Source organism: Halorhabdus sp. CUG00001, from assembly GCF_009797925.1.
GTDB lineage: Archaea > Halobacteriota > Halobacteria > Halobacteriales > Haloarculaceae > Halorhabdus.
The window spans coordinates 1,361,915-1,387,743 of the sequence record NZ_VOLB01000001.1; the positions used below are offsets into that span (position 1 = coordinate 1,361,915).

At 62.9% G+C, this 25,829-nt stretch carries 28 protein-coding genes, 1 tRNA gene and 1 pseudogene; 22 read left to right on the plus strand and 8 right to left on the minus strand.

All coding sequences use genetic code 11. The features are described from left to right. Nucleotides 1-69 precede the first annotated feature (69 nt). The 12 genes from psmA (at nucleotide 70) to FR699_RS06830 (ending at nucleotide 10,374) form a co-directional block, all read left to right on the plus strand. Nucleotides 70-807: an archaeal proteasome endopeptidase complex subunit alpha gene (gene psmA, locus FR699_RS06775; protein WP_158854890.1), complete on the plus strand. Its 738-nt coding sequence runs from the start codon at nucleotides 70-72 to the stop codon at nucleotides 805-807. After that, nucleotides 804-1,508 (plus strand): archaeal proteasome endopeptidase complex subunit beta, encoded by a 705-nt coding sequence (gene psmB / locus FR699_RS06780; RefSeq protein ID WP_158854892.1) that lies wholly within the window; start codon nucleotides 804-806, stop codon nucleotides 1,506-1,508. The genes psmA and psmB overlap by 4 nt, the downstream gene beginning before the upstream one ends. 95 nt (nucleotides 1,509-1,603) lie before the next feature. After that, nucleotides 1,604-2,956, plus strand: coding sequence for a tRNA pseudouridine(13) synthase TruD (gene truD / locus FR699_RS06785; RefSeq protein ID WP_158854894.1), 1,353 nt, complete (start codon nucleotides 1,604-1,606; stop codon nucleotides 2,954-2,956). Nucleotides 2,957-3,473: 517 nt separating this feature from the next. After that, the gene (locus FR699_RS06790) at nucleotides 3,474-5,936 is read left to right on the plus strand and encodes a hypothetical protein (RefSeq protein ID WP_158854896.1); all 2,463 of its coding nucleotides are present in this window, start codon (nucleotides 3,474-3,476) and stop codon (nucleotides 5,934-5,936) included. 149 nt (nucleotides 5,937-6,085) lie between these two features. Beyond that, nucleotides 6,086-7,417: an MFS transporter gene (locus tag FR699_RS06795; RefSeq protein ID WP_158854898.1), complete on the plus strand. Its 1,332-nt coding sequence runs from the start codon at nucleotides 6,086-6,088 to the stop codon at nucleotides 7,415-7,417. 58 nt (nucleotides 7,418-7,475) lie between these two features. After that, nucleotides 7,476-8,195, plus strand: coding sequence for a DUF2103 domain-containing protein (locus FR699_RS06800; RefSeq protein ID WP_154551168.1), 720 nt, complete (start codon nucleotides 7,476-7,478; stop codon nucleotides 8,193-8,195). Nucleotides 8,196-8,265: 70 nt separating this feature from the next. After that, nucleotides 8,266-8,550 (plus strand): 50S ribosomal protein L37ae, encoded by a 285-nt coding sequence (locus FR699_RS06805; RefSeq protein WP_154551167.1) that lies wholly within the window; start codon nucleotides 8,266-8,268, stop codon nucleotides 8,548-8,550. 1 nt (nucleotide 8,551) lies between these two features. Further along, on the plus strand, nucleotides 8,552-8,686 hold the full coding sequence (locus FR699_RS06810; protein ID WP_154551166.1) for a DNA-directed RNA polymerase subunit P: 135 nt from the start codon (nucleotides 8,552-8,554) through the stop codon (nucleotides 8,684-8,686). 13 nt (nucleotides 8,687-8,699) lie between these two features. Then, nucleotides 8,700-8,939, plus strand: a complete 240-nt coding sequence (locus tag FR699_RS06815; RefSeq protein WP_154551165.1) for a KEOPS complex subunit Pcc1 — start codon at nucleotides 8,700-8,702, stop codon at nucleotides 8,937-8,939. A 98-nt stretch (nucleotides 8,940-9,037) separates the two neighbouring features. Further along, entirely contained in the window at nucleotides 9,038-9,652 is a 615-nt protein-coding gene (locus FR699_RS06820; protein WP_158854900.1) for a hypothetical protein, read from the plus strand. 75 nt (nucleotides 9,653-9,727) lie between these two features. After that, nucleotides 9,728-10,126, plus strand: coding sequence for a prefoldin subunit beta (locus FR699_RS06825; protein ID WP_154551163.1), 399 nt, complete (start codon nucleotides 9,728-9,730; stop codon nucleotides 10,124-10,126). Next, nucleotides 10,123-10,374, plus strand: coding sequence for a DUF3194 domain-containing protein (locus FR699_RS06830; RefSeq protein WP_158854902.1), 252 nt, complete (start codon nucleotides 10,123-10,125; stop codon nucleotides 10,372-10,374). The genes FR699_RS06825 and FR699_RS06830 overlap by 4 nt, the downstream gene beginning before the upstream one ends. A gap of 1 nt (nucleotide 10,375) precedes the next feature. Here FR699_RS06830 and FR699_RS06835 read toward each other — a convergent pair whose 3' ends face one another. Continuing rightward, nucleotides 10,376-10,615, minus strand: a complete 240-nt coding sequence (locus FR699_RS06835) for a hypothetical protein (RefSeq protein ID WP_158854904.1) — start codon at nucleotides 10,613-10,615, stop codon at nucleotides 10,376-10,378. A gap of 93 nt (nucleotides 10,616-10,708) precedes the next feature. Between FR699_RS06835 and FR699_RS06840 the strand changes: the two genes are divergently transcribed. Together FR699_RS06840 and FR699_RS06845 are read left to right on the plus strand one after the other, a co-directional pair. Next, a complete protein-coding gene (locus FR699_RS06840) occupies nucleotides 10,709-11,233 on the plus strand; it encodes a bifunctional nuclease family protein (protein ID WP_154551160.1) in 525 nt (174 codons plus the stop codon). Nucleotides 11,234-11,452: 219 nt separating this feature from the next. Beyond that, nucleotides 11,453-11,788, plus strand: coding sequence for a helix-turn-helix transcriptional regulator (locus FR699_RS06845; RefSeq protein WP_154551159.1), 336 nt, complete (start codon nucleotides 11,453-11,455; stop codon nucleotides 11,786-11,788). A 69-nt stretch (nucleotides 11,789-11,857) separates the two neighbouring features. Here the strand turns inward: FR699_RS06845 and FR699_RS06850 are convergent. The 3 genes and pseudogenes from FR699_RS06850 to FR699_RS06860 form a co-directional block, all read right to left on the minus strand. Further along, nucleotides 11,858-12,235, minus strand: a pseudogene (locus tag FR699_RS06850) (GNAT family N-acetyltransferase); the annotation flags it as partial. Nucleotides 12,236-12,346: 111 nt separating this feature from the next. Further along, the gene (locus FR699_RS06855; protein WP_158854908.1) at nucleotides 12,347-12,772 is read right to left on the minus strand and encodes a low molecular weight phosphatase family protein; all 426 of its coding nucleotides are present in this window, start codon (nucleotides 12,770-12,772) and stop codon (nucleotides 12,347-12,349) included. 84 nt (nucleotides 12,773-12,856) lie between these two features. Beyond that, nucleotides 12,857-13,372 (minus strand): redoxin domain-containing protein, encoded by a 516-nt coding sequence (locus tag FR699_RS06860; protein WP_158854910.1) that lies wholly within the window; start codon nucleotides 13,370-13,372, stop codon nucleotides 12,857-12,859. A 114-nt stretch (nucleotides 13,373-13,486) separates the two neighbouring features. On the opposite strand from FR699_RS06860, the gene FR699_RS06865 reads away from it, so the two are divergent. Continuing rightward, nucleotides 13,487-14,161: an HAD family hydrolase gene (locus tag FR699_RS06865; RefSeq protein ID WP_158854912.1), complete on the plus strand. Its 675-nt coding sequence runs from the start codon at nucleotides 13,487-13,489 to the stop codon at nucleotides 14,159-14,161. Between the two features lie 19 nt (nucleotides 14,162-14,180). On the opposite strand, the gene FR699_RS06870 is transcribed toward FR699_RS06865, so the two are convergent. Beyond that, a complete protein-coding gene (locus FR699_RS06870) occupies nucleotides 14,181-14,504 on the minus strand; it encodes a multidrug efflux SMR transporter (RefSeq protein ID WP_154551156.1) in 324 nt (107 codons plus the stop codon). A gap of 230 nt (nucleotides 14,505-14,734) precedes the next feature. Between FR699_RS06870 and FR699_RS06875 the strand changes: the two genes are divergently transcribed. Further along, the gene (locus FR699_RS06875) at nucleotides 14,735-16,786 is read left to right on the plus strand and encodes a histidine kinase N-terminal 7TM domain-containing protein (RefSeq protein WP_158854914.1); all 2,052 of its coding nucleotides are present in this window, start codon (nucleotides 14,735-14,737) and stop codon (nucleotides 16,784-16,786) included. Nucleotides 16,787-16,863: 77 nt separating this feature from the next. On the opposite strand, the gene FR699_RS06880 is transcribed toward FR699_RS06875, so the two are convergent. Beyond that, complete coding sequence (locus FR699_RS06880) at nucleotides 16,864-18,402, minus strand: (R)-citramalate synthase (protein ID WP_199268297.1); 1,539 nt, start codon at nucleotides 18,400-18,402, stop codon at nucleotides 16,864-16,866. Between the two features lie 177 nt (nucleotides 18,403-18,579). Beyond that, entirely contained in the window at nucleotides 18,580-18,942 is a 363-nt protein-coding gene (locus tag FR699_RS06885; RefSeq protein WP_154551153.1) for a DUF192 domain-containing protein, read from the minus strand. Nucleotides 18,943-19,041: 99 nt separating this feature from the next. On the opposite strand from FR699_RS06885, the gene FR699_RS13145 reads away from it, so the two are divergent. The 5 genes from FR699_RS13145 to FR699_RS06910 all read left to right on the plus strand — a co-directional run bounded on the left by FR699_RS13145 (nucleotide 19,042) and on the right by FR699_RS06910 (nucleotide 24,419). Further along, nucleotides 19,042-20,007 (plus strand): zinc ribbon domain-containing protein, encoded by a 966-nt coding sequence (locus FR699_RS13145; protein WP_199268298.1) that lies wholly within the window; start codon nucleotides 19,042-19,044, stop codon nucleotides 20,005-20,007. A 62-nt stretch (nucleotides 20,008-20,069) separates the two neighbouring features. Beyond that, nucleotides 20,070-20,672, plus strand: a complete 603-nt coding sequence (locus FR699_RS06895) for a hypothetical protein (protein WP_154551152.1) — start codon at nucleotides 20,070-20,072, stop codon at nucleotides 20,670-20,672. 101 nt (nucleotides 20,673-20,773) lie between these two features. Continuing rightward, nucleotides 20,774-21,835: a sensor histidine kinase KdpD gene (locus tag FR699_RS06900; RefSeq protein ID WP_158854916.1), complete on the plus strand. Its 1,062-nt coding sequence runs from the start codon at nucleotides 20,774-20,776 to the stop codon at nucleotides 21,833-21,835. A 114-nt stretch (nucleotides 21,836-21,949) separates the two neighbouring features. Then, nucleotides 21,950-22,498, plus strand: a complete 549-nt coding sequence (locus tag FR699_RS06905) for a GMP synthase subunit A (RefSeq protein WP_158854918.1) — start codon at nucleotides 21,950-21,952, stop codon at nucleotides 22,496-22,498. Between the two features lie 64 nt (nucleotides 22,499-22,562). Then, complete coding sequence (locus FR699_RS06910; protein WP_154551150.1) at nucleotides 22,563-24,419, plus strand: DUF2070 family protein; 1,857 nt, start codon at nucleotides 22,563-22,565, stop codon at nucleotides 24,417-24,419. A 280-nt stretch (nucleotides 24,420-24,699) separates the two neighbouring features. Here the strand turns inward: FR699_RS06910 and FR699_RS06915 are convergent. Beyond that, a tRNA-Ser gene (locus FR699_RS06915) sits at nucleotides 24,700-24,784 on the minus strand. A gap of 92 nt (nucleotides 24,785-24,876) precedes the next feature. On the opposite strand from FR699_RS06915, the gene FR699_RS06920 reads away from it, so the two are divergent. Beyond that, entirely contained in the window at nucleotides 24,877-25,824 is a 948-nt protein-coding gene (locus FR699_RS06920; RefSeq protein WP_158854920.1) for a MoxR family ATPase, read from the plus strand. Nucleotides 25,825-25,829 lie beyond the last annotated feature (5 nt).

Below are 25,829 nucleotides of genomic sequence, written 5' to 3' on the forward strand. Positions count from 1 at the left end.
TCCTCCTATTTACCTCTTACTGAAGCCTTTATGTGTCACGTGCCCTAACTCGGAGTGAACACACGACCTATGCAAGGAAACCAGCAACAACAGGCCTACGATCGCGGGATCACGATTTTCTCGCCGGACGGCCGGCTCTACCAGGTAGAGTACGCACGCGAGGCCGTCAAACGCGGCAGCGCGAGCGTCGGCATCCGGACCGAAGAGGGCGTCGTCCTGGCGGCCGACCGCCAGGCTCGGTCGGACCTGATCGAACGCGACAGTATCGAGAAGACCCACAAGATCGACGATCACATCGCCATCGCCTCGGCAGGCCACGTCGCTGACGCGCGCAAACTCATCGACTTTGCCCGTCGGCGCGCACAGGTCAACCGGCTGCGCTACGACGAGCCGATGGGCGTCGAGTCCCTGACGAAGGCGATCACGGACACCATCCAAGAGTTTACCCAGACTGGCGGCGCGCGACCGTTCGGTGTCTCACTGATCGTCGGCGGGATGGAGAACGGCGAGCCACGCCTGTTCGAGACCGATCCCTCCGGGACCCCATACGAGTGGTCAGCCCTGGCGGTCGGTGGCGGCCGCGAGGATATCCAGGAGTACTTCGAAGAGAACTACGAGGACGGACTGACCCTCGAGCAGGGCGTCGGCCTCGCCTTGGAAGGGCTGGCCGAGCCTGCAGACGACGGCCTCGACCCCGACGGCGTCGACCTCCAGACGGTCGACGAGGAGGGCGTCCTCACGGTCGGCCAGGACGTACTCGAAGAGCATCTCGAAGAACGCGACCTACTTGGTGGTGACGACGAATGAACCCCGACATGAATCTCGACCCGACTGGCGACGACGCAATCGACCCGTACAGTCCGGAACTCGGCTCGATCGCGACCGAGAACGGTGACAAGGAAAACGTAACGAAGACCGGCACGACGACGGTTGGCCTCGCGACCGAGGACGGCGTCGTCATCGCGACCGACCGCCGAGCCAGCCTTGGCGGCCGGTTCGTCTCGAACAAGAACGTCGTGAAAGTCGACCAGATCCACCCGACTGCGGCCATGACGCTGGTCGGTTCGGTCGGTGGCGCCCAGTCGTTCATTCGCACGCTACGTTCCGAGGCCAGCCTCTATGGGACCCGGCGCGGCGAGCCGATGAGCATCAACGCTCTGGCGACGCTTGCGGGCAACTTCGCCCGTGGCGGCCCCTTCTTTGCGATCCACCCGATCCTGGGTGGCGTCGACGACGAGGGCAGTCACGTCTACACGATCGACCCCGCCGGCGGCGTCATGGAAGACGACTACGCTGTGACCGGCAGCGGAATGCAACTCGCCTACGGGACCCTCGAAGGCGAATACGAACCTGACCTCTCGACGGCGGCGGCCCGCGAACTCGCGACGAAAGCGGTCCAGGCCGCAAGCGAGCGCGACACCGGCTCCGGGAACGGGCTCGTGATCGCCGAGATCACCGACGAGGGCGTCGAGATCGACGAGTTCGACGAGCTTACGGACGCACTGTAGACGCGCGCGGTCTGTTTTCGATTTGTCCGTCGTTTCGGCCACAGAGACCAGCACGCTCTTTTCGGCCGACAGTGTAGCCAAACCGAATCCCCCACATGCGCCAGGCACACCCACTCGAGCAAGCGGTCGGGATGGCATACTACGTCAGCGATAGCGACGGCGTCGGCGGGCACCTCCGCCGTGAGCCCGCAGCCTTCGCTGTCCGCGAGATCGAGGCTTTCGACGTCGAGTCGATCGATGCCGAGCGCGGGGCATATCCCCACGTCGTCTTTCGGGCGACCCTCTCGGGGTGGGACACGAACGACTTCGCAAACGTCCTCTCCGATCAGCTGTCGATTAGCCGCGAACGTGTCTCCTGGGCCGGGACGAAAGACAAACACGCCCGGACGACCCAGCTGTTCTCCGCCACGAAAGTCGATCCTGGGGCTCTCGATGGGATCGACCTCTCGGAAGTCGAGATCGAAGTCTTGGGTCGAAGCGGCAGACCGATCCTCTTTGGCGACCTGGCCGGCAACGCGTTCGAAATCGTCGTCAGCGAACCGGACAGTCCAGACCGGATTGAAGCCGTCGTCGACGAACTCGCCACGTTCGCCGGCAGTGGATTCGACGGCGAGGGCGACGCGACGACCGTCGGCGTGCCCAACTTCTTCGGCCAGCAACGGTTCGGCAGCGAGCGGCCGGTCACCCACGAGGTCGGCCTCGCCATCGCCCGGGGCGACTGGAAAGCTGCGGTTCTCGCCTACGTCGGAAATCCACACGAGCGTGAGCGCGAGGAGACCCGTGAGGCGCGGGCATACGTTACGGAAACAGAAGACTGGGCGGGCGCACTCGACCGGTTGCCAAACCGGCTGGGCTACGAACGGTCGATGTGCCATCGTCTGGCCGAGAACGGGGCCAGCGAGCCAGACGACTTCCGGGACGCCTTGGAGGCCGTGCCAACGAACCTCCAGCAGCTGTTCGTCAACGCCGCCCAGTCCTATGCGTTCAATCGTATCCTCTCGGCACGGCTGGAACGTGGCCTGCCCTTCGACGAGCCGGTGGCCGGCGACGTGGTTTGTTTCGCCGACAGCGACGCTCCTGACGGACTCGAACTGCCGGATACCGATCGGATCCAGCGCGTGACCGAAGATAATGTCGGGACAGTTCGCCGACACTGTGAGCGCGGCCGAGCGTTCGTGACTGCGCCGCTGCTCGGGACGGAAAGTGAGCTTGCGGATGGCGAGCCTGGTGAGATCGAGCGGGCTGTCTTCGATGAGTTGGGAATCACTCCGGCGGACTTCGACCTTCCGGGAGAGTTCCACTCGGAAGGGACGCGACGGGCGATGTTGCTGCGGACGGCTCTGGCTGTCGAGCGCGATCCGCTGACGCTCTCGTTTGCGCTCCCGAAAGGTTCCTATGCGACGGTCGTCCTCCGGGAGATCACGAAGGCAGATCCAGCAGCCCTCTGAGTTGGCCAGTCAGCTCCGACGGCAGTCGATCGTACTCGACAGCTTCCCGCTCGGTCTCGCTGTGGGGTCGTTCGTAACTGATCGAAATGCGATCGAACCAATCAGGAACAGTATGGGAACTCCAGAGCACTCCGTACGACTTCGAAGACAGTGAAACCGGCTCACGCCCAGTATTCAGAGACGGCCTCCCGCTGTTGCAAGGCAGTCTAGGCCACCCCCACGGGCTGGTGGTGTTGGAGGGAACTGACGCCGTTTCGGCTCTCGACGCCACTGGCGCCCCTCCCAGTGTGACCGAGAAACCGTGGGGTATCGGCCAGGCTGATTTCCCATTCGCAAGTGAGCAGCAGTGGCCAGCCACAGACGACGAGACTAATCTCGACGCCAGCAGTTGATTCTGGCCCCTGCTTGGGAAGTGTGAGAGGGCTTCGTGATACGTAGCGGGACGATGGCAGCAGATGTCCTGACACGAGTTGTGTATTTGAAAATCTTAATGAGTGAGAGGTGCAATGACGTGGATATGGTGCGCAGTACCCGCCGGCAACTCCTTGCCGGTGTCACCATGGCCGCCCTCCCCAGTTGGTTCAGTATCGCCGCCGCAGGCGAGACGACAACTGGGGCCGAATCGTCCCCCTCCGAAACGGCAACGCCGACGCCCGACTCGGATGAGACAGCCCTCCCCGACGACGTCGAGGCAGTTCTCGATCCCATCCCGGAGTCCGTCGACGGCACGCAGGCCTCGCGCCTCAGTGTTACTGTGCCGTCGCCCGATCAAGAGACCACTGCGATGACGATGTGGGGAGCAGGCACAGATCAGTTCGATCTCGACGAGGAAGCTGTCGATCGAGTTGCAACTGCGATCTACGGTGAAAACCGAAAGCAGATCCTGGCGCTGGTCGGTTCGTTTGACGCCAGCGACCCAACCGTTCCGAAACGAGTACCCGAAAACGGAGTCCATCGCGACGACGGGCTCTTTGTTCTCGGTGTGGCTCCCCAGAGCGGAGCCTGGACCGACGGCCTCTCGGCAGCGAAAGATGCAATCGGTGACGAATTCGAGTTCTCCGAAGAGACGCGCCTGTCGCTGGCACAGGTCGTCGATTCGGCAAGCATTCAAGTATTCCCGTCGTTCCCTCCGAGTTCGGACACTGGCGTTCCCGATATCGACACGGACGGACTAGAAACGGTGGCCATTGGCGTCGATCGGATCGACCCGACGGCGATCAGTTTCTCTATTGTCGGTGTGTATACGGAGACAGCGGCCTACGACGGGGACGACTTCGAGGCGCTGTTGGAGAGTACGAGCGTCGACGACATCGACGAGAAAGCGATCAAACGAGACGGTCGCGTCGCCATCGGCACGACTCGTGTACCTGCCCCTTCAGAGGCACTCCGGGAACGCGCGCCGGATCTCTGGTTACACGTTCAGTATGATGCCCAAGCGGGGACAGCGAAACTCCACCACACGCAGGAAAAAGCGGTCTCGACGGAGGGGCTAGCACTGTACGTCGACGGCGAGAAAGTAACGAATGTCTGGAACGGCGAGACCTTCGACCCGGAAGAGGTCATCACCGTCGAGGCCGATCTGCTTTCGACGATCGTACTGGAGTGGACCGATCCGAAGCATCCCGAATACCAGACGGTCGTCAGTCACGAGCTGATCGCCGACGGTGTGACCTTCCAGGAGGACTACGACCGTGAGTCCAAGACACTGACGCTGACGTACACTGGTCCAGAGCCGATCACAGCCACTGAGCGCATCGAGATCGAACACCGTTCGACATCGGGCCGTGAGGACGACTACCAGCGACAGGAGACGACGGAACGATCTCTTGGGGCATCTCACGAGACGTTGTCCCCGGAAGACGAAATCGAGATCGACGACGTCACACTGTACGATCGGGTCACCCTTTCTACAACACACTCGGTTGAGCGAGGCACCGTGACCGAATCGACATCGACGTCGATTTACTACTTCCATGCCGAGGTCCCCGGGTACTTCTCACTCGATCAACAAGACCACCCCACGCTTGTGTATCAGGGCCGGGAAGCCCGTGACCCCGAACAGTACCGAGTGACCGTCGATGGCACGGAGCTTTCGAGCGGGTTAGACGATGAATACGAAACCCTCGAATCCGGCGACAGCGTGTCCATCGACGCCGATCCGGGGGCCAAAGTCCTCGTCGAGTGGGTCGGGCCGGGCGGGCCAGCGACGGCCTTCAGTGAGTATATCAAACCGCCGGTCTCCTTCGAGTTGCACCACTCTACGGACGGGTTCGAGCTCGTCTATCGGAGTGACGACGGCTATACGGGCGATCCCGATGCGTTCACCGTCCAGTCACACGGATTGGAGGCGAAAACGCCATTCGCCCAAGAGTACGAAACGCTTGCGGACGGCGACAGTATCGACATCGAGTTCGATCGGTTGAGTATCGTCACCGTAGAATGGACTGGGCCTGAAGAATCCGTCCGGATCGATGGGATTAGTCTGCGTCGCATGGTCCACTTCGAGATGGACGGGCAATCCCTGACGTTTGCAGGAGAGGGCGAGTGGTCGGCTGATGCCTTCGAGATGACGGTAGATGGCGAGTCAATCGACGGGTTCTCCGATACCGTCACCGAGGGCGATAGTATCGACCTCGCCGCCGAGACCGGATCGACTGTCGAGGTCGTCTGGAAAAACGGGTCCGACGAAGAGACTGTGTTCTCAGAGACGTTCCATCCACCATTCGAGTTCGACGTCGAATATGACGCCAAAGCGGAATCGCTGACGATCACCTCACAGACAGAGAGCGAAATCGACCCGGCGGAGGTAGCTGTCGCGACCTATGCCAGCCAGCGGACGTCGTATCCGAACGTCTGGGCCGACGAATACGATGTGATCGAGGCTGGAGATTCGATCACACTGTCGGTATCCACAGAGCCACAGGCACTCGTGGTCGAACACGAGTCCTGGGGAGCATACGTCTCAAAGCAGGTAGCCTGAGACGCAGCCAGGCACTATTCTACCGCGGACGATTCAGCGGTGGTTTCGCATTTTCGAATCGGAGTGGCGCCTCGACACTCGAGTGTGGCGGAGCCGAAGATGGGCACGCACGGCGAAGAATTTTGGCGCTCGGCGCTGGAAGCTGGGACATGCCAGACGAGCAGGCCGAAGCCGCAGGCCCGATCGACGCGTTTCGGTCCGTCTTCGCGCTCCGTCGAGACGTCCTCGTCCTCTCGATTGCGATGTTCGCCTTCAGCCTCGGCTTCCAGATGACCAGCCGCTTTCTCCCCGAGTACATGCGTACACTCGGCGCGTCGGGATTCGTCGTCGGTCTCTTCGGGACGTTCGGAAACATCATCTCGGCGGTGTTTCCCTACCCTGGCGGTGCGATCTCGGATCGGATCGGGTCGCGATACGCCCTGACGCTGTTTGGCTTCCTCTCGACGCTCGGGTTCGCTGTCTGGCTGGCCGCGGGCCAACTCGGCGCGTTCACGGTCGCCGGCCTGACCGTCGAGCCGTGGGTGTGGATCTTCGTCGGCCTGCTGTTGGCCCAGGCCTGGAAATCCTTCGGCCTCGGGGCGACCTTCGCCGTCGTCAAGCAGGCGACCGAGCCCTCGCGGCTGGCGGTCGGCTTCGCGGCGACCGAGACGTTCCGGCGGGTCGCCTTTCTGGTCGGCCCCGTACTCGCGACTGTTTTGATCGGCCTCCACCCGTCGTTTACAGTCAGTTTCCGGTACGTGCTCGCGGTCGCAGTCGCCTTCGGTGCTGTCGGGACGCTCGTCCAACATTGGCTGTACGACGCCAGCGAAGACACCATCGGCGATAGCTTCGCTGGCTTGGAACAGATCCGCGCGGACCTCCGAGAGATGCCCCGGGAACTCCGGCCACTGCTCGTCGGGGATACCTTGGTCCGGTTCGCCAACGGTATGGTCTACGTCTTCTTCGTGCTCGTCGTCACCCGATTTTTCGCGGTCGGCCTGGAGACGACCGTCGCCATCGGTGGCGTTTCCTACGCGATCGACCTCTCGCCGGCGGCCTTCTTCGGTGTCCTGCTCGGCGTCGAGATGTTGGTCGCGCTGCTGGTGATGGCACCCGCAGCGAAGGTCGCCGAATACGTCGGCCTCAAACCAGTCGTCGCGGTCGGCTTTGCGGTCTATGCGATCTTCCCGGTCGTGTTGATCAATGCACCGCCAACGGCGACCGCAATGCTCGCCGTCTTTGCCTTCTCGGGGCTGCGCTTTGCCGGCCTGCCGTCCCACAAGGCACTCATCGTCGGCCCAGCCAAGCAAGACACCGGCGGCCGTGTCACCGGGACGTACTACCTGCTGCGAAACACGGTTGTCATCCCCAGCGCGGCGATCGGCGGGTACCTCTGGGACTTTGCCAGCCCCGAGATCGCGTTCACGCTTGCGGCCGCGATCGGGGCGGTCGGGACGGGCTATTTCCTCGTCTTCGGCGAGGAGTTCGAGGCCTACCGGTGAGTCGCCCGAGGCGCGCGGATCGTCCCGCTTATTCGGCGTGAGTCCCCACGAGACAGTAATGCAGTGTCGAGAGTGCGCCGCTGACCTCGACCGACCGGGCGATTACTGTCTGGTCTGTCGAACAGCAAACGCCGACGTAGTCGTACTCGATCTCGATCGGGATCGGGCACGCGTAACGACTCTCGACGGCGAAAAGATCCTGGGGACGCGGGTCGTCACGACGACGCCCGAGGACGGCGAGCTAAGCGGCGTCGAGTTGCGCAACTTCGCCGGGCAAGTTGCCGACGAGGTTCATCGCAAGCGCCCGGAAGAAGTCTACGTCACCGGGGATCGGACGGTCATCGACGCCGTCCGGTCGCAGTTCCATTATGAGTGTTTTCGCGTCAAAGGCGACGATCCCGTCGAGCGCGTCATCGAGCGACAGGGCGAACCTGCCCTCGAGGTCGTCGAGGCCAGTCCCGCCGAGAAGATCGGTGGCACCCACTCGACGCTGATCGGCAACCGGGACGGCAAGCGAGCCATCGAAACCGTCGCGGGGCACCCACACGTCAAGAAGATTATCCCCGGACCGATCGACGCCGGCGGGTCAAGCACCCGTGGTGGCGTCCGGGCGAAAGCGACCCGCGCCGACGAGGGCGGCAACGTCCGACTCCTCATCCGGGATGGATCAAGTGTCCAGGAGAACCGCGTGGTGACGACCGCAGGCGATCGCGAACTCGGCGAGCACGTCCGGGCCGACCTCAACGAAGCACTTCGCGAAGTCGACCTGGCGGAATAGCTGGGCCGTCGTGGTGCAGTGCCCGCGACTCAACAGGTTTATGGGCGCGCTCGCCCGAACTGCTGGTACTATGGCTGAACGAGGAGAGACCGGCAGCGCCGGCCGGTTCGGCGCACGCTACGGGCGAGTCGCTCGGCGTCGCGTCGCACAGATCGAGGAAGACATGCGCGACGAACACGAGTGTCCCGAGTGCGGAAACGACCGCGTCTCCCGCCAGGGGACTGGCATCTGGGAATGTAGCTACTGTGGCTACACGTTCACGGGCGGCGCCTACAGCCCACAGACGCCGGGCGGTCGAGCAGCCGAGCGGTCGATCCGCGCTGCACTCGCCGAGACGGCGACCGAGGAGGAGTAACATGGCCTACAAGTGCTCGCGTTGCAAGCGTGACGTCGAACTCGACGAATACGGCGGCGTTCGCTGTCCCTACTGCGGGCACCGCGTCTTGCTGAAAGAACGGACCCGAGACGTCAAGGAAGTCAACGTCGAGTAGCGACGGACGTCGGATGGACCACGAGGCAGTTCTCACCGCCGCGTACGACGACCCCGATAGCGCTCGCCTCGTCGAGCGGAGCATTGCCCTCGAAGTCGACGAGATCGACGGCGATCGCACGCAAGCGCTGGTCGAGCGAGAGGGGGCGACACTGACCGTTACGATTCAGGCAGCTGATCTGGTCGCGTTGCGTGCTGGGCTGACGACCTGGAGTGGGCTCGTCGAGGTCGCCGAAGGTGCGGCAGGGATCTGAAAGCTGCCAGTTGCTCAGGTCCCACCACAGACGGCCACCTGCATGGGCACAGGGACTGCTTCGGTACGTTTATCCGAGAAATCGCCGTTGCCAGTGGCATGGCCCAGTACAGTCACTCGACACAGGCAAGCAGTGGCATCCCGGTCGTCGGCGGCATCATCGGCGGGGCGAGTGCGTACCTCGTCGGGTTTCTCGCGATCCTCTTTGCGAAGTCGGGAGCGATACAGAACGACCTCACGCAGACTCTCGGCCAGATAGGTCAATTGAGCAGCGACGTGACGCTCCCCGAAGCCTGGCAGGTCGGTGGGTGGGTCTTCTATGCAGCCCACAACGTCGAGATTACGATGGATCTCTCGACAGCGGGACAATCGATAAGTCGGTCCCTGCCGGTCACCAACGGGCTGTTGTGGGAACCGTGGTTCCTCGTCGTCCCCATCGTCGCCCTGTTGATCGCGGGGTTCATCGTGGCGTGGACAGCTCCCGTCCAGACCGCCGCGAGCGGGTTTCAAGCGGGCGCATCGGTCGTCCTCGGATACGGGTCGCTTGCTATCGGAGGTGTGTTTCTGACCGAGTGGGGGCTGTCGATCAGCCAGTTGGGGACCGAAGTCACTGCGTCCGTCGGGCCGAGTCTCGTGCCGGGAGTCGTCCTCGTTGGTCTCGTGTATCCGATTATCGGTGGCGGAATCGGTGGTATCGCGGCTAGTCGGACGTGAGACGGCCGCTTATCGAACGAGCCGTGACGAGTCTCGAAAGGTGGGTTTTTCAGTACGGGTCCCGACTTGGTTGGTATGCAGGGTAATCTACCACCTGAAGCACAAGAGAAGCTCGAAGAACTGCAGGACCTCCAGGAGACGGCCCAGGAAGTCGCCCAGCAGAAGGGGCAGGCCGAAACCCAGCTGACCGAGGCCCAGAACGCCTTCGACACGCTCGAAGACATCGACCCCGAGACAGGGATGTACCGCGAGGTCGGCGAGCTCCTCGTCGAGACCGACTACGAGACGGCCGAGGAAGACCTCTCGGAGAAAGTCGACACGCTCGAAGTCCGCGTCGAGACGCTCGATAAGCAAGAAGAGCGCGTCCAAGAGCAGTTCGAGGAACTACAGAGCGAGCTCCAGGAGATGCTCGGCGGTGCCGGCGGCGGCGGTCCGATGGGCGGCGCACCCGGCCCAGGCGCCGGCGGTGCATGAACACCGGTAACGACCCGGACGCCGAAACCGTCGTCGAGACAGCTGCGGAAGCCGCCGAAACCGTCGTGTTCTCGCGGCTGGACCGCTCGAATATCGAAGACGTCGACATCACTGTCAGCTTCGAAGACGGCCGACTCGAAGTCGACGTGTATCTCGATGCACCCGACGGGCAGGCCGATCCCGAAACTGTCGTCGACGACGCAGCGCTTGCGGCACGTGGCGCAGTTGACGAACTCTTCTCGTCGTAGCTCAGCCGCGATCCTCGAGGGTATGTCCCTCGGCACGATCGCTGATAAATCCCGTCCGGAAGCCGATCCAGGCGAGGACTGAGATGAACAGAATTGGCGGCAGAATCATAAAGCCCCACAGCGGATCGAGTCCCCACCCGAGCAACAAGAGGAGATCCGCGAGGCCAAGTGTTAAAAACGGGATCACCGCTTTGAGGGCCTGTCGACGGTCGAACTCTCGGTCCACGGGTGGCGCGGTCACAGCTACGCTACGGGACGGGCGAGCAAAAGGACGACGGCCCCGGAACCGAGCGGCGGGGGAGTACTTTTCAGGCGTCATGTCCAATTTCGCGGCATGGAACACGAAGCGACGATCGAGGGGGTCGGCGTCGGCGTCGGAGAGGACGGGGCGGGGGCGCCAGTGGTGTTGTTGAGAGCGCGCGAGCAACTGGTCCCGATCTTCGTGAGCGGCGATCAGGCCCAATCGATGCAACTGGCTATCGAAAACGAACCGTTCGAACGGCCGCTGACGCACGACCTCCTCATCGAGATGATCTCGGAGTTCGGCGCGGCGATCGATCGTGTCCGCATCGACGATCTCTCAGAAGGGACCTTCTACGCGAAGATCGATGCCGAACAGTACGTCGAGGGGTCTCGTAAGAGTGCAGTCTTCGATGCCCGTCCCAGCGACGGCATCGCCATCGCCCTCCGGGAAGACTGTCCGATCATCGTGTCCGACGAAGTGGTCGAACAGGCCGGCCAGCCCCCGGAAGCGTTCGAGCCGGACGACGAGCCGGACCTGGACATCGACGAACCCGCGGAGTTTTCCCCAGACCTCGAACCTGACGAGTCCGACGAGCCCGACGAGTTCGACTTCTGAACGGCATCGACCGAAAGCAGGGCGCTGTCGGAATCACAGAATCACTCGGAGCTAGTCTGGGATCGACCAACATCAGGCGGACACACCACGGCGTCACTCACGATGGGCGTCCCGACTGCAGCCCAGTGTAGATTGCTGACCGGGGATGGTTTGACTGGTCTCGTGGGCGAAGACGCAGATACTGATTTGTGTCTGGGTCCCGTACGCGAGTGCAAAGAAATGGCCGCACAATCTACCGACTACCGGGTCGAGCCCGAAACGATGGCGCGGCTCGAAGCGATCCTCGACGGCAGCGACCCCGGTGGCACGCTGGATATCTTCGAAGCACTGTCCGACGAGCGGCGGCTACTCGTTATGCGGCTACTCGGGGAGTCAGCGCTGTGTGTCTGTGATCTGGTCGCACTGTTTGAGGTCGACTACTCGAAGCTCTCGTATCACCTCAAGGTACTCAAGGACGCAGGCCTGGTGACGACAGACCGGGACGGGAACTACGTGACCTACCAGCCAAGCGAGTGTGGCAAAGAGGTTATCGACGTGATCGAACAGTTCGAGTGAGCCCCTCCAGCGCACCGCTCACTCCCGGTTTGTGTCCCACTCACTTTCGAGATGCTGTAACAGACAGAATCGCGCGGCTCGTTCCCCGGAGTAGCCCTGCCCCCAGAAGGGTTTGCGGAACCAGGTGCCAAGCGTCGCTCGCTGCTGATCCCACTCGACCCCGAGGCCAGCGAGGCCGGCAAACGAACCTGCCCGTTCTCCCGAGTTCGGTCGGACAACGTAGGTAGCGCCCTCACCGTTCTCGAAATCCGTCCCGCAGGTCTCGACCCACTCGACGGCCTCCTTCGGGTTCGAATAGGGATCCCAGGTGACGTACTCGGTGATCTCGTCGATCGCCGGCGCACCCTCTTTGACGTGTTCGTACAGTTCGAAGGGGTCGATATTGTCGGGGTGGAGGCGCTCGTACCGAAGGCGCTCGCTCTCCATCTCGGTCGGGAACAGCGACATTGCCGGATCATCACGAGGTGTCGTGATATGCGTTTCTACCGAAACGACGGAGAGTCGAAGCCGGCTCTCGACCATGACTGGGCAGCACCGTGAGAGCACTCGGCAAGTGGCCTACTCGGCTGGCCCGAACAGTTCCTCGAACAGCTCGCGGACGTTGTTCGCAACCTGCTGGCGGATGTCACGAACAGTCTCGGGATCTTCACCGTCGGGGTCGGGCAACGCCCAATCACGAACCTCGACGTCGGCATCGAGTTCGAGCGTCGAACAGCCCATCGTCGCTACGACGTCACACTCGTTGAGTTGGGCGGTCGAGACCGCCCGTGGGACCCGATCAGACAGGTCGACGCCGACGTCGGCCATCGTCTCGATAACTGCATCGTGGACCGCCTCAGCTGGGTCGGTCCCGCCGGTGACGATTTCTACCTCGTCTTCGAGCCCGCGGCGCTCGCGCTCGCGTTCGGCAAAGGCCGTCGACATCTGGCTGCGACCCGCGTTCTGGACGCAGACAAACGCCAGCTTGGTTACGTCTTCTGTCATCGAGTAGCCACAGGACTTCCCCAAAGGAGTAGATTGCTATGTTCGGTACATAGCTCTCGGTATCGTTGCCTTCGGACGCCCGTCTCACTGATACGAAACGGGAGGTGCTTCGAACGGCTCGGCGAGCACCGTCGAGAGCGTCTCGGCCGCACCGACGAACGGCGAGTGTGCGGGTTCCGAGAGTGGGTCCTCGCTGTGCCAGGCATACCGGACCGTCCAGTCGGGATCGACCACGAAGACCGCCCGTTCGGGAACGCCGGCGTGTCCGCGGACGTCCTCGGCGACGACGTCGTAGGCATCGGCGATCGACACGTGCAGGTCCGACAAAAGTGGAATGTCAATCTCGCGAGTTGCGGCGTACTCCTCGTGGGCAAAGAGGCTATCCGAGGAGATCCCCCAGACGACCAGATCGTCTCTGTCGAGCCACTCGCCGGCCGCGACCAGATCCGGCGTAATCGTCGGGACGAAATCGACTGGATACCACAACAAGAGTGCCGCCGAACCTGCCTGGAGAGGATCAAGCAGGTTGTAGTACTCGGGCTCGCCGTCGACGATGCCCGGCAGTGAGAAGTCCGGTGCCATCGCGCCGTCTTCGATCATGCCCGCTACTCCGGAGAGGGGCCACAAGAGCGTGGCGTCCATTCCGTCACTGATCGGCCACTGGGCACTCCCGTGACCGGAACGTTCTCTACGGCCCAGTCCCGTACTTCGGCCATGTACGAGGCCATCGTCTTCGACAACGACGGTGTGCTGGTGGAACTGACCGAGATGGCTCTCCACCGGCGCGCCGCCCGCGACACGTTCCGGCACGTGGGTGTCGACGATCCTGCCGACGAGCACGTCGAGGCGATGAGCATCGGCGTGACTGTCCCGAAGCTGCAGGCCGTCTGCGATCAGTACGGGCTCGATCCCGACCGGTTCTGGCACGAGCGCGACGAGTTGATGGCCCGTCGCCAGCAAGAGGCCATCCGCAACGGGGAGAAAGGCGTCTACGACGATATCGGGGTAATAGACGCAGTGGAGCGACCGATGGGCGTCGTGAGTTCGAACCAGCAGGCGACCGTGGAGTTCGGGCTGCAAACCTTCGACCTCGAGGACCACTTCGAGACGATCTACGGCCGGGCACCGACCGTCGAGAGCCTCCGGCGCAAAAAGCCCGCCCCCTACTATCTGGAGCAGGCCCTCTCGGACGTCGGGACCACGGACGCGCTGTACGTCGGCGACAGCGAAACCGACGTCGAGGCAGCCCACGCAGCTGGCATCGACGCGGCGTTCGTCCGCCGGCCCCACCGTGAAGGCGAGGAGCTATCGGTCACACCGGAATTCGAGATCGACGGCCTCACAGAGTTACCGGCGATTCTCGACGGCAAGCGGCCCGCAAGCGACTGACGACGGCGGCCGAACGCGGTCAGGACCCGCCGGAGACGAGATGCAGACCGACGATGCCGACGACGATCGTCCCAATAAAGAAAATGCGTGCGAGCGTGGCTGGTTCGTCGAAAAGCACGATGCCGAGAGAAGCCGTCCCGACGGCTCCGATTCCGGTCCAGACGGCATAAGCAGTCCCCACCGGGAGTTCTTTGACGGCCTGAGCCAGAAGGAGCATACTGATCACGAGCGCGACAGCCGTCCCAATGGTCGGCAACGGCTTCGAGAGCCCATCTGAGTATTCGAGCCCGATCGCCCAAGCGATTTCGAAGAGGCCAGCCACGAAGAGGATCCACCAGGCCATCACGCACGGGCTAGGCCAGTGACGCATCTAAACGCAGTGATCTGTATCGAAACCTTTCAGTCAGCCGTCCCCTTGGGACGAAGACGGACGCTGAAAAAGACCACAGTGGTTTTCTGTGCAGGACGGATCCGAAAGCGGCGACGGCAGAGAGCCATGCAGGTCTGCTCGCGGCGATCAGTCGGCCTGGATCGTGCTGTGGGAGGAACGAGCACCGCAAAGAGAGGGAGAGTATGCAGGAACTCCGCATCATCGTCGCGCTTGCTGCCGCCAGCATCTCGCTTCTGCTGGCGATATACACGTTCGTCGTCCGCTGGCATCGGCGCCCAAGCAAGACACTCGCGGCGTTCGGCGTGTTGATGCTCGGGACGACAGGATGGGCACTCACAGCGGGATTGGGGTATATCGCACCGACCGCCGACGGGATGAGACTGTGGCTCCACCTCGAACAGGTCGCCATCGTGCTCGTTCCCAGCGCGTGGTTCGCACTCGCAGTGTCGTATACGGGCCGAGAAAATTGGCTCACCCGGGAGACAGTCACACTGCTCGCCGTCGAGCCGATCATGACCCTGTTGGTGACGGCGAGTAATCGCTGGCACGGCCTCATGTGGGCCGAGACGACCGTGGCGACGGCCATGGACGGCACGGTGTCTCTGGAGTACACCTTCGGCCTGTATCACTATCTCCACCTGGCGTACTCCTATACGCTGGTACTGGCAAGCATCGGTCTGTTTCTGTGGATGGTCCTGACCTCCGATCGGCTCTATCGTCGCCAGTCGGTCGCGCTGACCATCGGCGTCCTGGCCCCACTCGCGACGAACATCTTCGCCGGGAGTGGGCAACCGTGGGACGTGCTGTTCACGATGCCGACGGGATTGACGATTGCGGGGCTGGCGCTTGGGTATGCCATCTTCCGCTTTCGATTGTTGGACGTCGTTCCAGTCGGGCGGGCGACCGTTATCGAGAAGATGCGTGATGGATTCGTCGTGCTCGACGAGCACGATCGGATCGTCGATCTGAACGCAACCGCCCGGACGTTAGCTGGTGACGATGTGATCGGCACGCAAGCGACGACGGCACTGCCAGAGTTGTCACAGTTGTTCGAATCTCGCGATCCCGAGAGTCGGACCCACGACGATATCGTCGTCGAGACCGACGACGGACAACGCTTCTATACGGCTCATCTCACCCCGCTCCGGGACGACGGTTCTCTCGGACGGCTGCTGACGATCCGTGACGTCACCGACAATCGACGCATCGAGAAACGCTACCAGGCACTCATCGAGAACGCGTCGGATATCATCACGGTCGTCGATCAGGAGGGAACACTGGCATACGTCAGCCCGTCGGTCAAGCGCATCCTCGGACGCGAGCCGGAGACACTCCGTGGCCAATCACCACTCGAATACGTGCATCCGGACGACCGCGCCCGAGTCAAAACCGCCTTTGCCGATATCGGCGTCGATACCGGAACCGTCCGGTTCGAGTGTCGGGTCGAAGACGCCGACGGGACCGTTCGCGTCGTCGAGTCGGTCGGTCAGGACCTCACCGAGAACCCATTCGTCCAGGGGATCGTCGTACACACGCGTGACGTGACCGAGCGACACCAACGGGAACAGGAACTCGAACGCGCGAACGAACACCTCGAGGCCTTTGCGAGTGCGATCAGCCACGACCTCCGAAACCCACTCAACGTCGCGGCGGGCAACCTCGAACTGGCGCGGACAGAGAGAGAAGAAGCATACTTCCAGCGCGTCGAAAGTGCCCACGAGCGGATGGAGACACTCATTGACGATCTACTCAGGCTTGCAAAGCAGGGCCAAACCGTCGCCGAAACGGACCAAGTAGATCTCGAGACGGTCGCAACCGACGCCTGGGAGACCGTCGAAACGGCCCAAGCGACACTCGACATACGAGAGACGGATACCATCGATGCCGACCGGAACCGGCTCAGGCAGTTGTTCGAGAACCTCTATCGGAACGCGATCGACCACGCCGGAGAGGACGTCCACGTTCGCGTTGGGACACGTTCAGATGGCTTGTTCGTCGCAGACGACGGGCCGGGCATCCCGGCCGACCAACGCCAAGCGGTGTTTCAAAGCGGCTACACCACGAGTACCGACGGGACCGGATTCGGTCTCGCTATCGTCCGAAACATCGTCGACGCCCACGGCTGGTCGATCCAGGCTGTCGAAAGCGAGTCGGGGGGCGCACGCTTCGAGATCAATTGTGTCGAGGCCATCGCGGAAACGACTGCGCCGGCAGCGCCATCCGGACAGGGGTAAGCGGTATCGGGAGCGCTGGTGGCCAAGCGACAGCGATATCCTGCGTAGTCTCGCACTGGCGCGGGACTGGGCGCCGATCAGTCGTCAGCCACGAGCGGTTCAGTTTCTGGTTCGACCAGCCGGTCGATCGCATCGACCATCGCCTCGACGGAGGCCCGAGTGATGTCGGCGTCGCTGCGTGCAACCGTCACCGAGCGATCGCCCCGCGACATCTCGACCTCGACGGTGACGAGAGCGTCCGTCCGGCCGGTGATGGCATCGACGTGGTAGGAATCGAGGTTCCAGTCGACGGCACGGCCCAGCGCGTCCTCGACGGCGTTCATCGCCGCGTCGACGGGGCCGTCGCCGACCGCGGCCTCGGTCCGCTCGACGCCGTCGATGACGACGTTGACGCTCGCGGTCGGTGTGCCACTTCCGGCGATAGTCGTCAGGTCCTCGACTCTGACACGGCGCTCGCGATCACGGTCCTGGACGTCCTCGGCGATGGCCAGCAGGTCGGCATCAGTGACGCGCTTGTCACGCTCGCCGAGTTCCTTGACGCGCTCGAAGATGGCGTCGAGTTCCGCATCGACGACTTCGATCCCGTGCTCGGCGAGGGCGGCCTCGACACCGGCCCGCCCGGCGTGTTTACCAAGCGCAAGCCGTCGCTCCCGGCCCACCTTCTCGGGTGGGTAGGGCTCGTACATCGACTCGTCTTTGAGCGTGCCGTCCGTGTGGATGCCACTCTCGTGGGTGAAGGCGTTCTCGCCGACGACGGCCTTGTTCGGAGCCAGCGGGATACCGGTCTTGTTGGCGATGAGCTGGGCGAGATCGTACACCCGGTCGAGGTCCATCGTCTCGACACCGTAACCGTGCTCTAAGGCGATGGCGACCTCTTCTAAGGCGACGTTGCCGGCTCGCTCGCCGATGCCGTTGATGGTCCCGTGGACGAGATCGGCACCGGCCGCAAGCGAGACCAGGGCGTTGGTGACCGCCAGCCCGAGGTCGTCGTGGGTGTGAGTGCTCGTCGGCCCGAGAGCCGCGAGCCGCGAGACCGCATCGAGCGTGCGATCGGGCGTGGCGTGACCAACTGTGTCGGCGTAGCAAACCCGATCAGCGCCGGCATCGAGGGCCGCGGCCATGAGTTCTTCAAGGAAATCCAGATCGGCCCGGGAGCCGTCCTCGCCGATCACCTCGACCCAGAGGTCGTGATCGACGGCGTATTCGACCAACTCGGCGGTGTCGGCGATCACATCCTCGCGGGTCGTCGAGAGCTTGCCCTCGATATGGCGGTCACTGGCCGGGACGACCAGGTGGACGCCGTCGACACCGGTCTCGACGGCGAGGTCGATGTCCCCGCGGACGTTCCGGGCGAAGCTGGTGATCGTCGCGTCCAGATCCATCGACGTGACGCGGCGGATCGTCTCGCGTTCGCCGGGGCCGGTGACGGCACTGCCGGCCTCGATCACGTCGATCCCGGCGGCATCGAGTTCGCGGGCGATGCGTGCTTTTTCCTCAGGGGACAGCGATACCCCTGGAGCCTGTTCACCGTCACGGAGCGTCGTATCGAGCAACGCCACGTCCGAGAGCGATTCGAGTGGCTCGGTCGCGGGGTGCTCGCCGAACAATCCTGGCAAAATTCGGTCCTCACTACTGGGGGAGAATTTCGCGCCCAGCCGCCGTGGGGCGACTTCCTCTATCCTCGATCGTCGGGGATGGATCCGACATTGTACCCGAGGGAATGTGCTCGACGTTCATGAAGATACTGGTCCCGGCACGGATCGAGTCCAGAAGAGCGCGGTGACGAAAAACGATCAGGCGTTGTCGTCTTCGAGGACAACACGATCGCCCACCTCGACGTCGTCGGCCCCGCCAGGGGGAAGCTCGATCACGCAGTCGGCTTTCGCCAGCCCGAAGCCGATCCAAGACCGGAGCGTCGATACCTGCTGGACGTCGCCATCGCGGACCCACACGACGTCGATCGGCGTGCGGACGAACACCATATCGATATCTCGGCGGCCGACGGCCTCGAAAGGAAAGACGAGAGCGAAGTCCGCTGGGATCGAGGAACGGCCCCGGAGTCCACGGAACTTCGCCCAGAAACCATCGGCGACGTGGACATCCGTCGCGAGCGTTCGACGCTCGGTCCCGTCGCTCGGGTCGTGGACGACGCGCATACTGGCTCGTCTGTGCGCCCGAAAATAATGGTTTGGAAGCAACCGGAGAGAGACAAAGAGCGAAAATTTTAGTGAGAGGGCCGTGAGCGTGGCATATCGATGCCGTATTGCCAGGAGTGCGGGACCGAAGTCGAACAACAGCAAGAGACCTGTCACGCCTGTGGAACCGTCCTGCGTTCCGGGCCAAGCGGGGCGGATACCCAATCAGCGGACCAGGCGCCACAGGATCAACCACCACAGGGCCAACCCCAAGGCGGGCAGCCACCTCAAGGGCAACCACCACAGGGCCAACCCCAAGGCGGGCAACCACCCCAAGGCCAACCACCGCAGGACCAACCCCAGAGCGGGCAACCACCCCAAGGCCAACCACCGCAGGACCAACCCCAGAGCGGGCAACCACCCCAAGGCCAACCACCACAAGGTCAACCCCAGAGCGGGCAACCACCCCAAGGCCAACCACCACAAGGTCAACCCCAAGGCGGGCAGCCATCCCAAGGCCAACCACCGCAGGGTCAGCCACCACAACGAGGCCAACCACCGCAGGATCAGGGCCGGCCCGCCCAGCAGCCACCACAGCAGCAGGGACAGCGCGCCCAGCAACCACGACAAGGACAAGGGCGCAGACCGCCACAACAGCCACGAGCAGGGGGGCAAGACGATGGCATCCGGCGGCGAAATCTGCTCGCGTACGGGGGCGGCCTCGCTGCGCTGCTCGGGGGCGGATGGCTGGCGTACGATCAATTCCTCGGGGGCGGTGGACCGGTCGGGGCCACCAAGTCGTTCATCAACGCCTTAGACGCCGGCAACGCCGAGAAAGCCAGCGAGCTGTTACACCGCAACACCCCGATCAGTGAGGTTCCGGATTACGCGATCCAGCAGTTCGAATCGATCGAAATCAGTGTCGACGAGGCCCAACTCGAAAGCGAGACCGAGACGAGCGCCACCGTCGAAGTAACGCTCACGGCAACGGAGTCAGCGTCCGGGCAAAGCCAATCGACGACACAAACCATCGAGCTGCGGACTGAGGACGGCGAGTGGAAGATCTACAGGACGGAACTCCTCTGAGACGGACATTCGAGACGCACCACACGGACGTTTTTGTCGAGCCGAGCCCTACGAACTGCAGGATGGAGAAGACCGACGCAGGGACGACCGTCGGCGTCGACGATCCATATGCGTTCCTCGACCGCTGTGACTACTGTACCGAAGAGGGGCGCTGTCGGTTCGCGGCCGAACACGGTGACCGAGACCCACCGTTTGCCGACGGGTTGAGTGGCCAAGACTTCCGGTGCCCAGTCGTCGGCGATCCGCTCGACGACGGGCTCACTGGCCCCTGGACCTGGAAAGACTGTCCACACATGCGATCGCGCGATCACGCACGCGAGTGTGCGCGGTGTGGCCTCGAAGCCCGGCGGTCGGCCCACGACGACGAGCGCCCGCTGCTGGAAGAACATCACCTCTCGTATGCCAATCGAGACAGCAACGCCGGTGGTTCGACGGCCGCCAGCGACACGCAGGCCCCCTCTGAGGGTGATACCCAGCGGCCGAGCCACGAGATCACGATCTATCTCTGCCGGTGGTGTCACGCCAAGATCCACAACTCCTGGGCGAGTGTCGACGATCCTGCGAATCCCGACCCGAATGCAATCGCCGCCCGCGAGCGACGGCGGAGTCGTGAACAAGCCCAACTGACTTTCGAGACGGCCGCCGACCGACGGGAGCGCGAGTGAACGCCACCGGATTCAGGCTGTCACCCACCCTCGTTTTCAATCGAGATAATCGGACGCGTACTCATAAGTGAACGTGACATAAATCGCACTATTGCGAACGAATGGTCGTGACGAAACAGGTGCTCGGCGTCAATTACGTGATGGCGACCGGAATCGTGCTGAGCGCGCTGTTCGTCCCGACGCTGAATGTGGCTGGGTCGAGTCCGCCCATCTTGATCGTGGGTGGGATGGGGCTGCTGGCAGCACTCGTCCTCGCAACTGCCGGCTACTGGCTCGACCAGTGTCACATGCACGGCGAGCAGATCTGGCGGGTTGCGACGCACGCGGGACTGGGAATCGGCGTGTTGACGTTAGCAAATCTGGTCGTCCTGCAGGTGGATGGGTTCGTTCGGTTCGGGTCCCCCGAGTCGGCGATTCTGGCGAGTTCCATCGCCATCGGCGGTGCCAGTGGTGCCGCCCTCGGGATCGTCCGGGAGTACGACCGTTCGACGACGACACTCACCCAAAGTACGGAAGTGCTCTCCCGAGCGTTGCGACACAATCTGCGCAACGATATGACCGTTATTCTGGGCCATCTCGACCAGCTCGACGGGAACGAGTCGAAACAGTCCTCTGAGCCGGTACGGGCGATCCGCCGGAAAATAGACGACGTGATGATACTTTCGGAGAAGGCCCAGGAGATAGAACTGGCAGTAACGGGAGAAAATCGCCAGCGACACCCGGTCGACGCAGCGGCGTTCGTCTCGCGGCGCGTGATCGCGATCGAACAAGCCCACGATGACGTCACCATCGAGACGGATATGCCCGACCAGACCTGGGTCGAGGGCGACTGGATGCTCGAAACGGCTATCGAAAACGTGTTCGAAACGGCCATCGGCAACGGCCAACCGGGTGCCGATCTGCTCGTCACGATCGAACACGGCGATCCCGGCTGGACGGCGATCAAGATTGTCGATCCGGACAATCACCTCCCGGCCACAGATTTCGATACGCTCAAAAACGGGACCGAGACGCCCTTACAACACAGCCAGGGGCTTGGACTGTGGCTCGCCAATTGGATCGTCGAAAGCTACAACGGTCGGCTCGACTTGGACCGTAGCGAAGACGGATCGACCGTGACGCTCTGTTTGCGCCGAGCAGTCCCGACCCCGAGAAACCGATAGCACCCACGAGATCCAACAGCGATCGGACGGACAAGAGCCGTGGCGCTCGCTTCTCGGTGGCCCTCTCAGAGATGTTTCCGGGGATATTTATCCGGAAGGGCGCTATCGCTCCCCATGACTCGCATCGACGTCATCGACAATCACGGCCAGTTTACGCATCTCGAACAGCGTGCCCTGCGCGATCTGGGCGTCGAAGTCGATCTCGTGGACAATACGACCCCACCCGAAGAGATCGACGGTGACGGTCTCGTGCTCTCGGGTGGCCCGTCGATGGATCGTATCGGCAACTGCCCGGCCTATCTGGATCTCGACGTGCCGATCTTCGGGATCTGTCTCGGTATGCAGATTCTGGCGAGCGAACTCGATGGCCGTGTCGACTCGGGCGAATACGGTGGCTACGCCGACGTCACGGTCGAGATTCTCGACGACGCGGACCCACTTGTCGGGTCACTCGCGCCGGAAACACGCGTGTGGGCCAGCCACGCTGACGAGGTCAAAGACGTGCCGACTGGTTTTGAGCGGACGGCTACCTCTGGAGTCTGTGGCGTCGAAGCGATGAGCGACACGGACCGCGATCTGTACGGCGTCCAGTGGCACCCCGAGGTCGCACACACCGAACGCGGCCAGGAAGTCTTCGAGAATTTCCTGGCCCTGTGTGAGTGAGACAGACACAAGTGGCGTACACGGGTAGATACTTTTAAGCGGATCGGGCATCCCACTCGTAGCAATGACGGCAACGCAGGGTGATCTCGCCCAGCTCTCCCGCTATATCTTTCGCGCGCCGCGGTGGTACTCGAGTATCAGCTTCGCGCTGCTACTGGCCGCCATCGCTGGACTCGCGGCCTTCGATTCGCGATACCTCCTCGAAAACGCCTGGGAAGGAGTGTTCTACATCGGACTTCCGACGCTGGCCGCCGGCGTCTTTACGCCCTACATCGATCGGGCGTTCGGTGGCCAACTGACACCCAATCGGGCGTCACTGCTCGCCCTCGGCTGTGAGTTGCTCGTGATAGCCATTTTGACGGCCGCGAGCATCGCGACCGTCCTGACTCCGCTAGGACAGATCTTCGTCTTCGACGCGCTGCTGTTCGCGCTAGCGGCGGTCTTCGCCGTGCGCCTGTTGATCGTCATGGCGGTCTCGCGCCACCGCCTCCTGGTGGCGATGGTTCCTGCCAGCATCCAGACCGTCGTGGCGGCCGCTCTGTTGTTCGTCTACAGCGGGACGATGCGCTATCTCGAAGTCGGTGGCCCGCTCGCCAGGTCGTTCCTCTCACGGCCGGAGCAGGCACCCCCGGAGCTGCTGGTCGTCCTCCCCAGTGACTTCGTGCTACTGGGGCTGCTCTGTGGGTTCTATGGGTTCGCCGTGTGGCTGTTCCTCGTGGTTATCGATCAGCCCTGGCGGCGAAGCCTGGGCGTCAGCGCGCTGGATTTCTTGCAGGGGTTTATCGGCCATATCGCGGAGGGGTCCCAGGAACTCGAAAGCTTCTTCGAGGAAATCGGAGAAGACGCGCTCGTCCCGGTGACGGTACTTTCGTTCCGTCGGCCCGATGGAGACGAGAAAGCGCGGTTCGTCCTCCCGATGATTCACCCTGGGCCAATGGGTGATATCGGTGGCGGAAACCTCCCAGAGCGAATCGCGAACGAGGCCGACGGTCTGGGCTTTCCGCCACACGCAACCGCCGGTCACGACTTCAACCTCGTCACCGAGGGGGAAGTCGACTCGATTCTGGAAGCGGCGACAACAGCCCACGATCGGATCGAATACAGCGAGACGGCGACCCAGGGCCAGCGCCTCCAGGAAGGGGAAGCCACGCTGACCGGGCATGCGTTCGGTGACGATGCCTTTACAACGGTCACGTTCTCGCCCGCTTTCGCCGACGACATCGAGTACGCGGTGGGCCTGTCCGCCCGGGCGGAAGCGCGAGCCGGCCACCTCGAAGACGTGATGCTCGCCGACGCCCACAACTGCAACAACGGTCTCGAAGGCCCCAACCTTGGCCACGTCGTCCCCGGCGGCGAGCGCTCCTTCGAGTTGATCCACGGGGCCGATCGGCTGGGCGAACGGCTCGCAGCCGCCGACCAGGGGCCGCTCCGGCTTGGCACAGCCTGGGACGAAACCCCCTGGGAACCCCAAGACGGGATCGGTCCACTCGGCGCTCGCGTCGCGGTCATCGACGTCGACGGACAGACGACGGCCTACGTCCTGATCGACGGGAACAACATGGAGCCCGGGCTGCGTGAGGAGATCGTCGAGACGATCGACTCGGTGGATCTCCTTGAAGTGATGACGTCGGACACACACATCGTCAACACTGTCGAGGCCGAAAACCAGGTCGGCGACGCGATCGAGAAAGCGAAGGTACTCGAATTGATTGACAACCTCGTCGCCGAGGCCATCGACGATCTCGAACCGGTCGAGGCCGGGATGGAGAGCGAACAGGCCGAAGTAACGGTCTTTGGTAACGACCGAACCGAAACACTGGCCAGCACCGCGAACGCGGTCGTCTCGCTGGGTGGTGCGATGGCGGGGGCGTTCATCCTCGCAGTGATGGCACTCAGCTTCATCCTGTTCCTGCTGGCGTAACGGAAGGCCGGCTCGCGGTGGCCGTCGTTCGTCGCCAAAAAGTGCCAAGAGAGTTGCACAGCGTGACTCTCGCTGTGCTCGATTCGCTGGTTCAAATCTCACATCACCGCGACACAGGAATCAGACGACGAGAGCGAGCACTCTGCTCACGGGGCGAGTTCAGAGAGCGCCGAGGGGGAGATTTGAACTCCAGCAAGACGTGCTCGCTTCGCTGCGCGCGTCTTGCAACGTTCAAACTCCCGCGTTGTACAACTTCCTCACGTCCGTTCGGAAGTAGAAGCGCCGAGGGAGAGATTTGAACTCTCGAGTCCGTGAGGACACCTGCTCTCGAGGCAGGCGCCTTGGCCAGGCTAGGCTACCTCGGCAACAATGTCGGGTACACTGCTGTCGTGTTTATCCGTTTCGATCCCAGTTCGGTCCCGATATCACTAAGTTACGCCCAACAGAGAGCCGGGACATGGACGTTTCCGAGGCGAGTGAGACCTGCAATAGACTTCTCGACGAGATCGAATCGGCAGTGATTACCGACCGCGAGTTTCTCGAAACAGTCCTCGTTGGCGTGCTCGGGCGCGGCCACGTCCTGCTCGAAGACGTCCCCGGAACGGGCAAGACACTGACTGCCAGGATGCTCGCCGAAACGCTTGGCGTCTCGTTTTCACGCATCCAGTTCACACCGGATCTGCTCCCAGCCGACGTCACCGGTACCCACGTCTACAACGAGCGCGACCGGACCTTCGAGTTCAGCGACGGCCCGATCTTTGCCCACGTTGTCCTTGCCGACGAGATCAACCGCGCACCGCCGAAAACGCAGAGCGCACTGCTAGAAGCCATGGAAGAAGGCCAAGTAACCGTCGACGGCGAAACCCACGAGCTCCCGGAGCCGTTTTTCGTCATCGCGACCCAGAACCCCGTCGATATGGAGGGGACCTTCGAGTTGCCCGAAGCACAGGTCGATCGCTTCGCGATCAAGACGACGATGGGCTACCCAGAGGCAGACGGCGAGAGAGAACTCCTCCAGCGGCGTCTCGATCGTGACCAACAGAGTCCGTCCGTCGAGACGGTCCTCGACCCCGCACAAGTCCAGGCGCTTCGGGCGGCTCCCGAGTCCGTTCGCGTCGAACCAGACCTGCTGGGGTACATGGTCCAGATCACGCGAGCGACGCGTGACCACCGCCACGTCGAGGTCGGTGTCTCCCCGCGTGGGAGTCAGCGGCTACTGGAGATGAGCCGGGCGCGGGCGGCCCTGGTCGGCCGGGAATACGTCACGCCGGACGACGTCAAACGCGTCGCCCAGCCGGCACTCGCTCATCGCATCGTATTGACCCCCGACGCACGCGTCGACGACATCGCCAAATCCGCCGTCGTCGATTACGTCCTCGAAGACACCCCCGTCCCGACGGTCTGAGAACA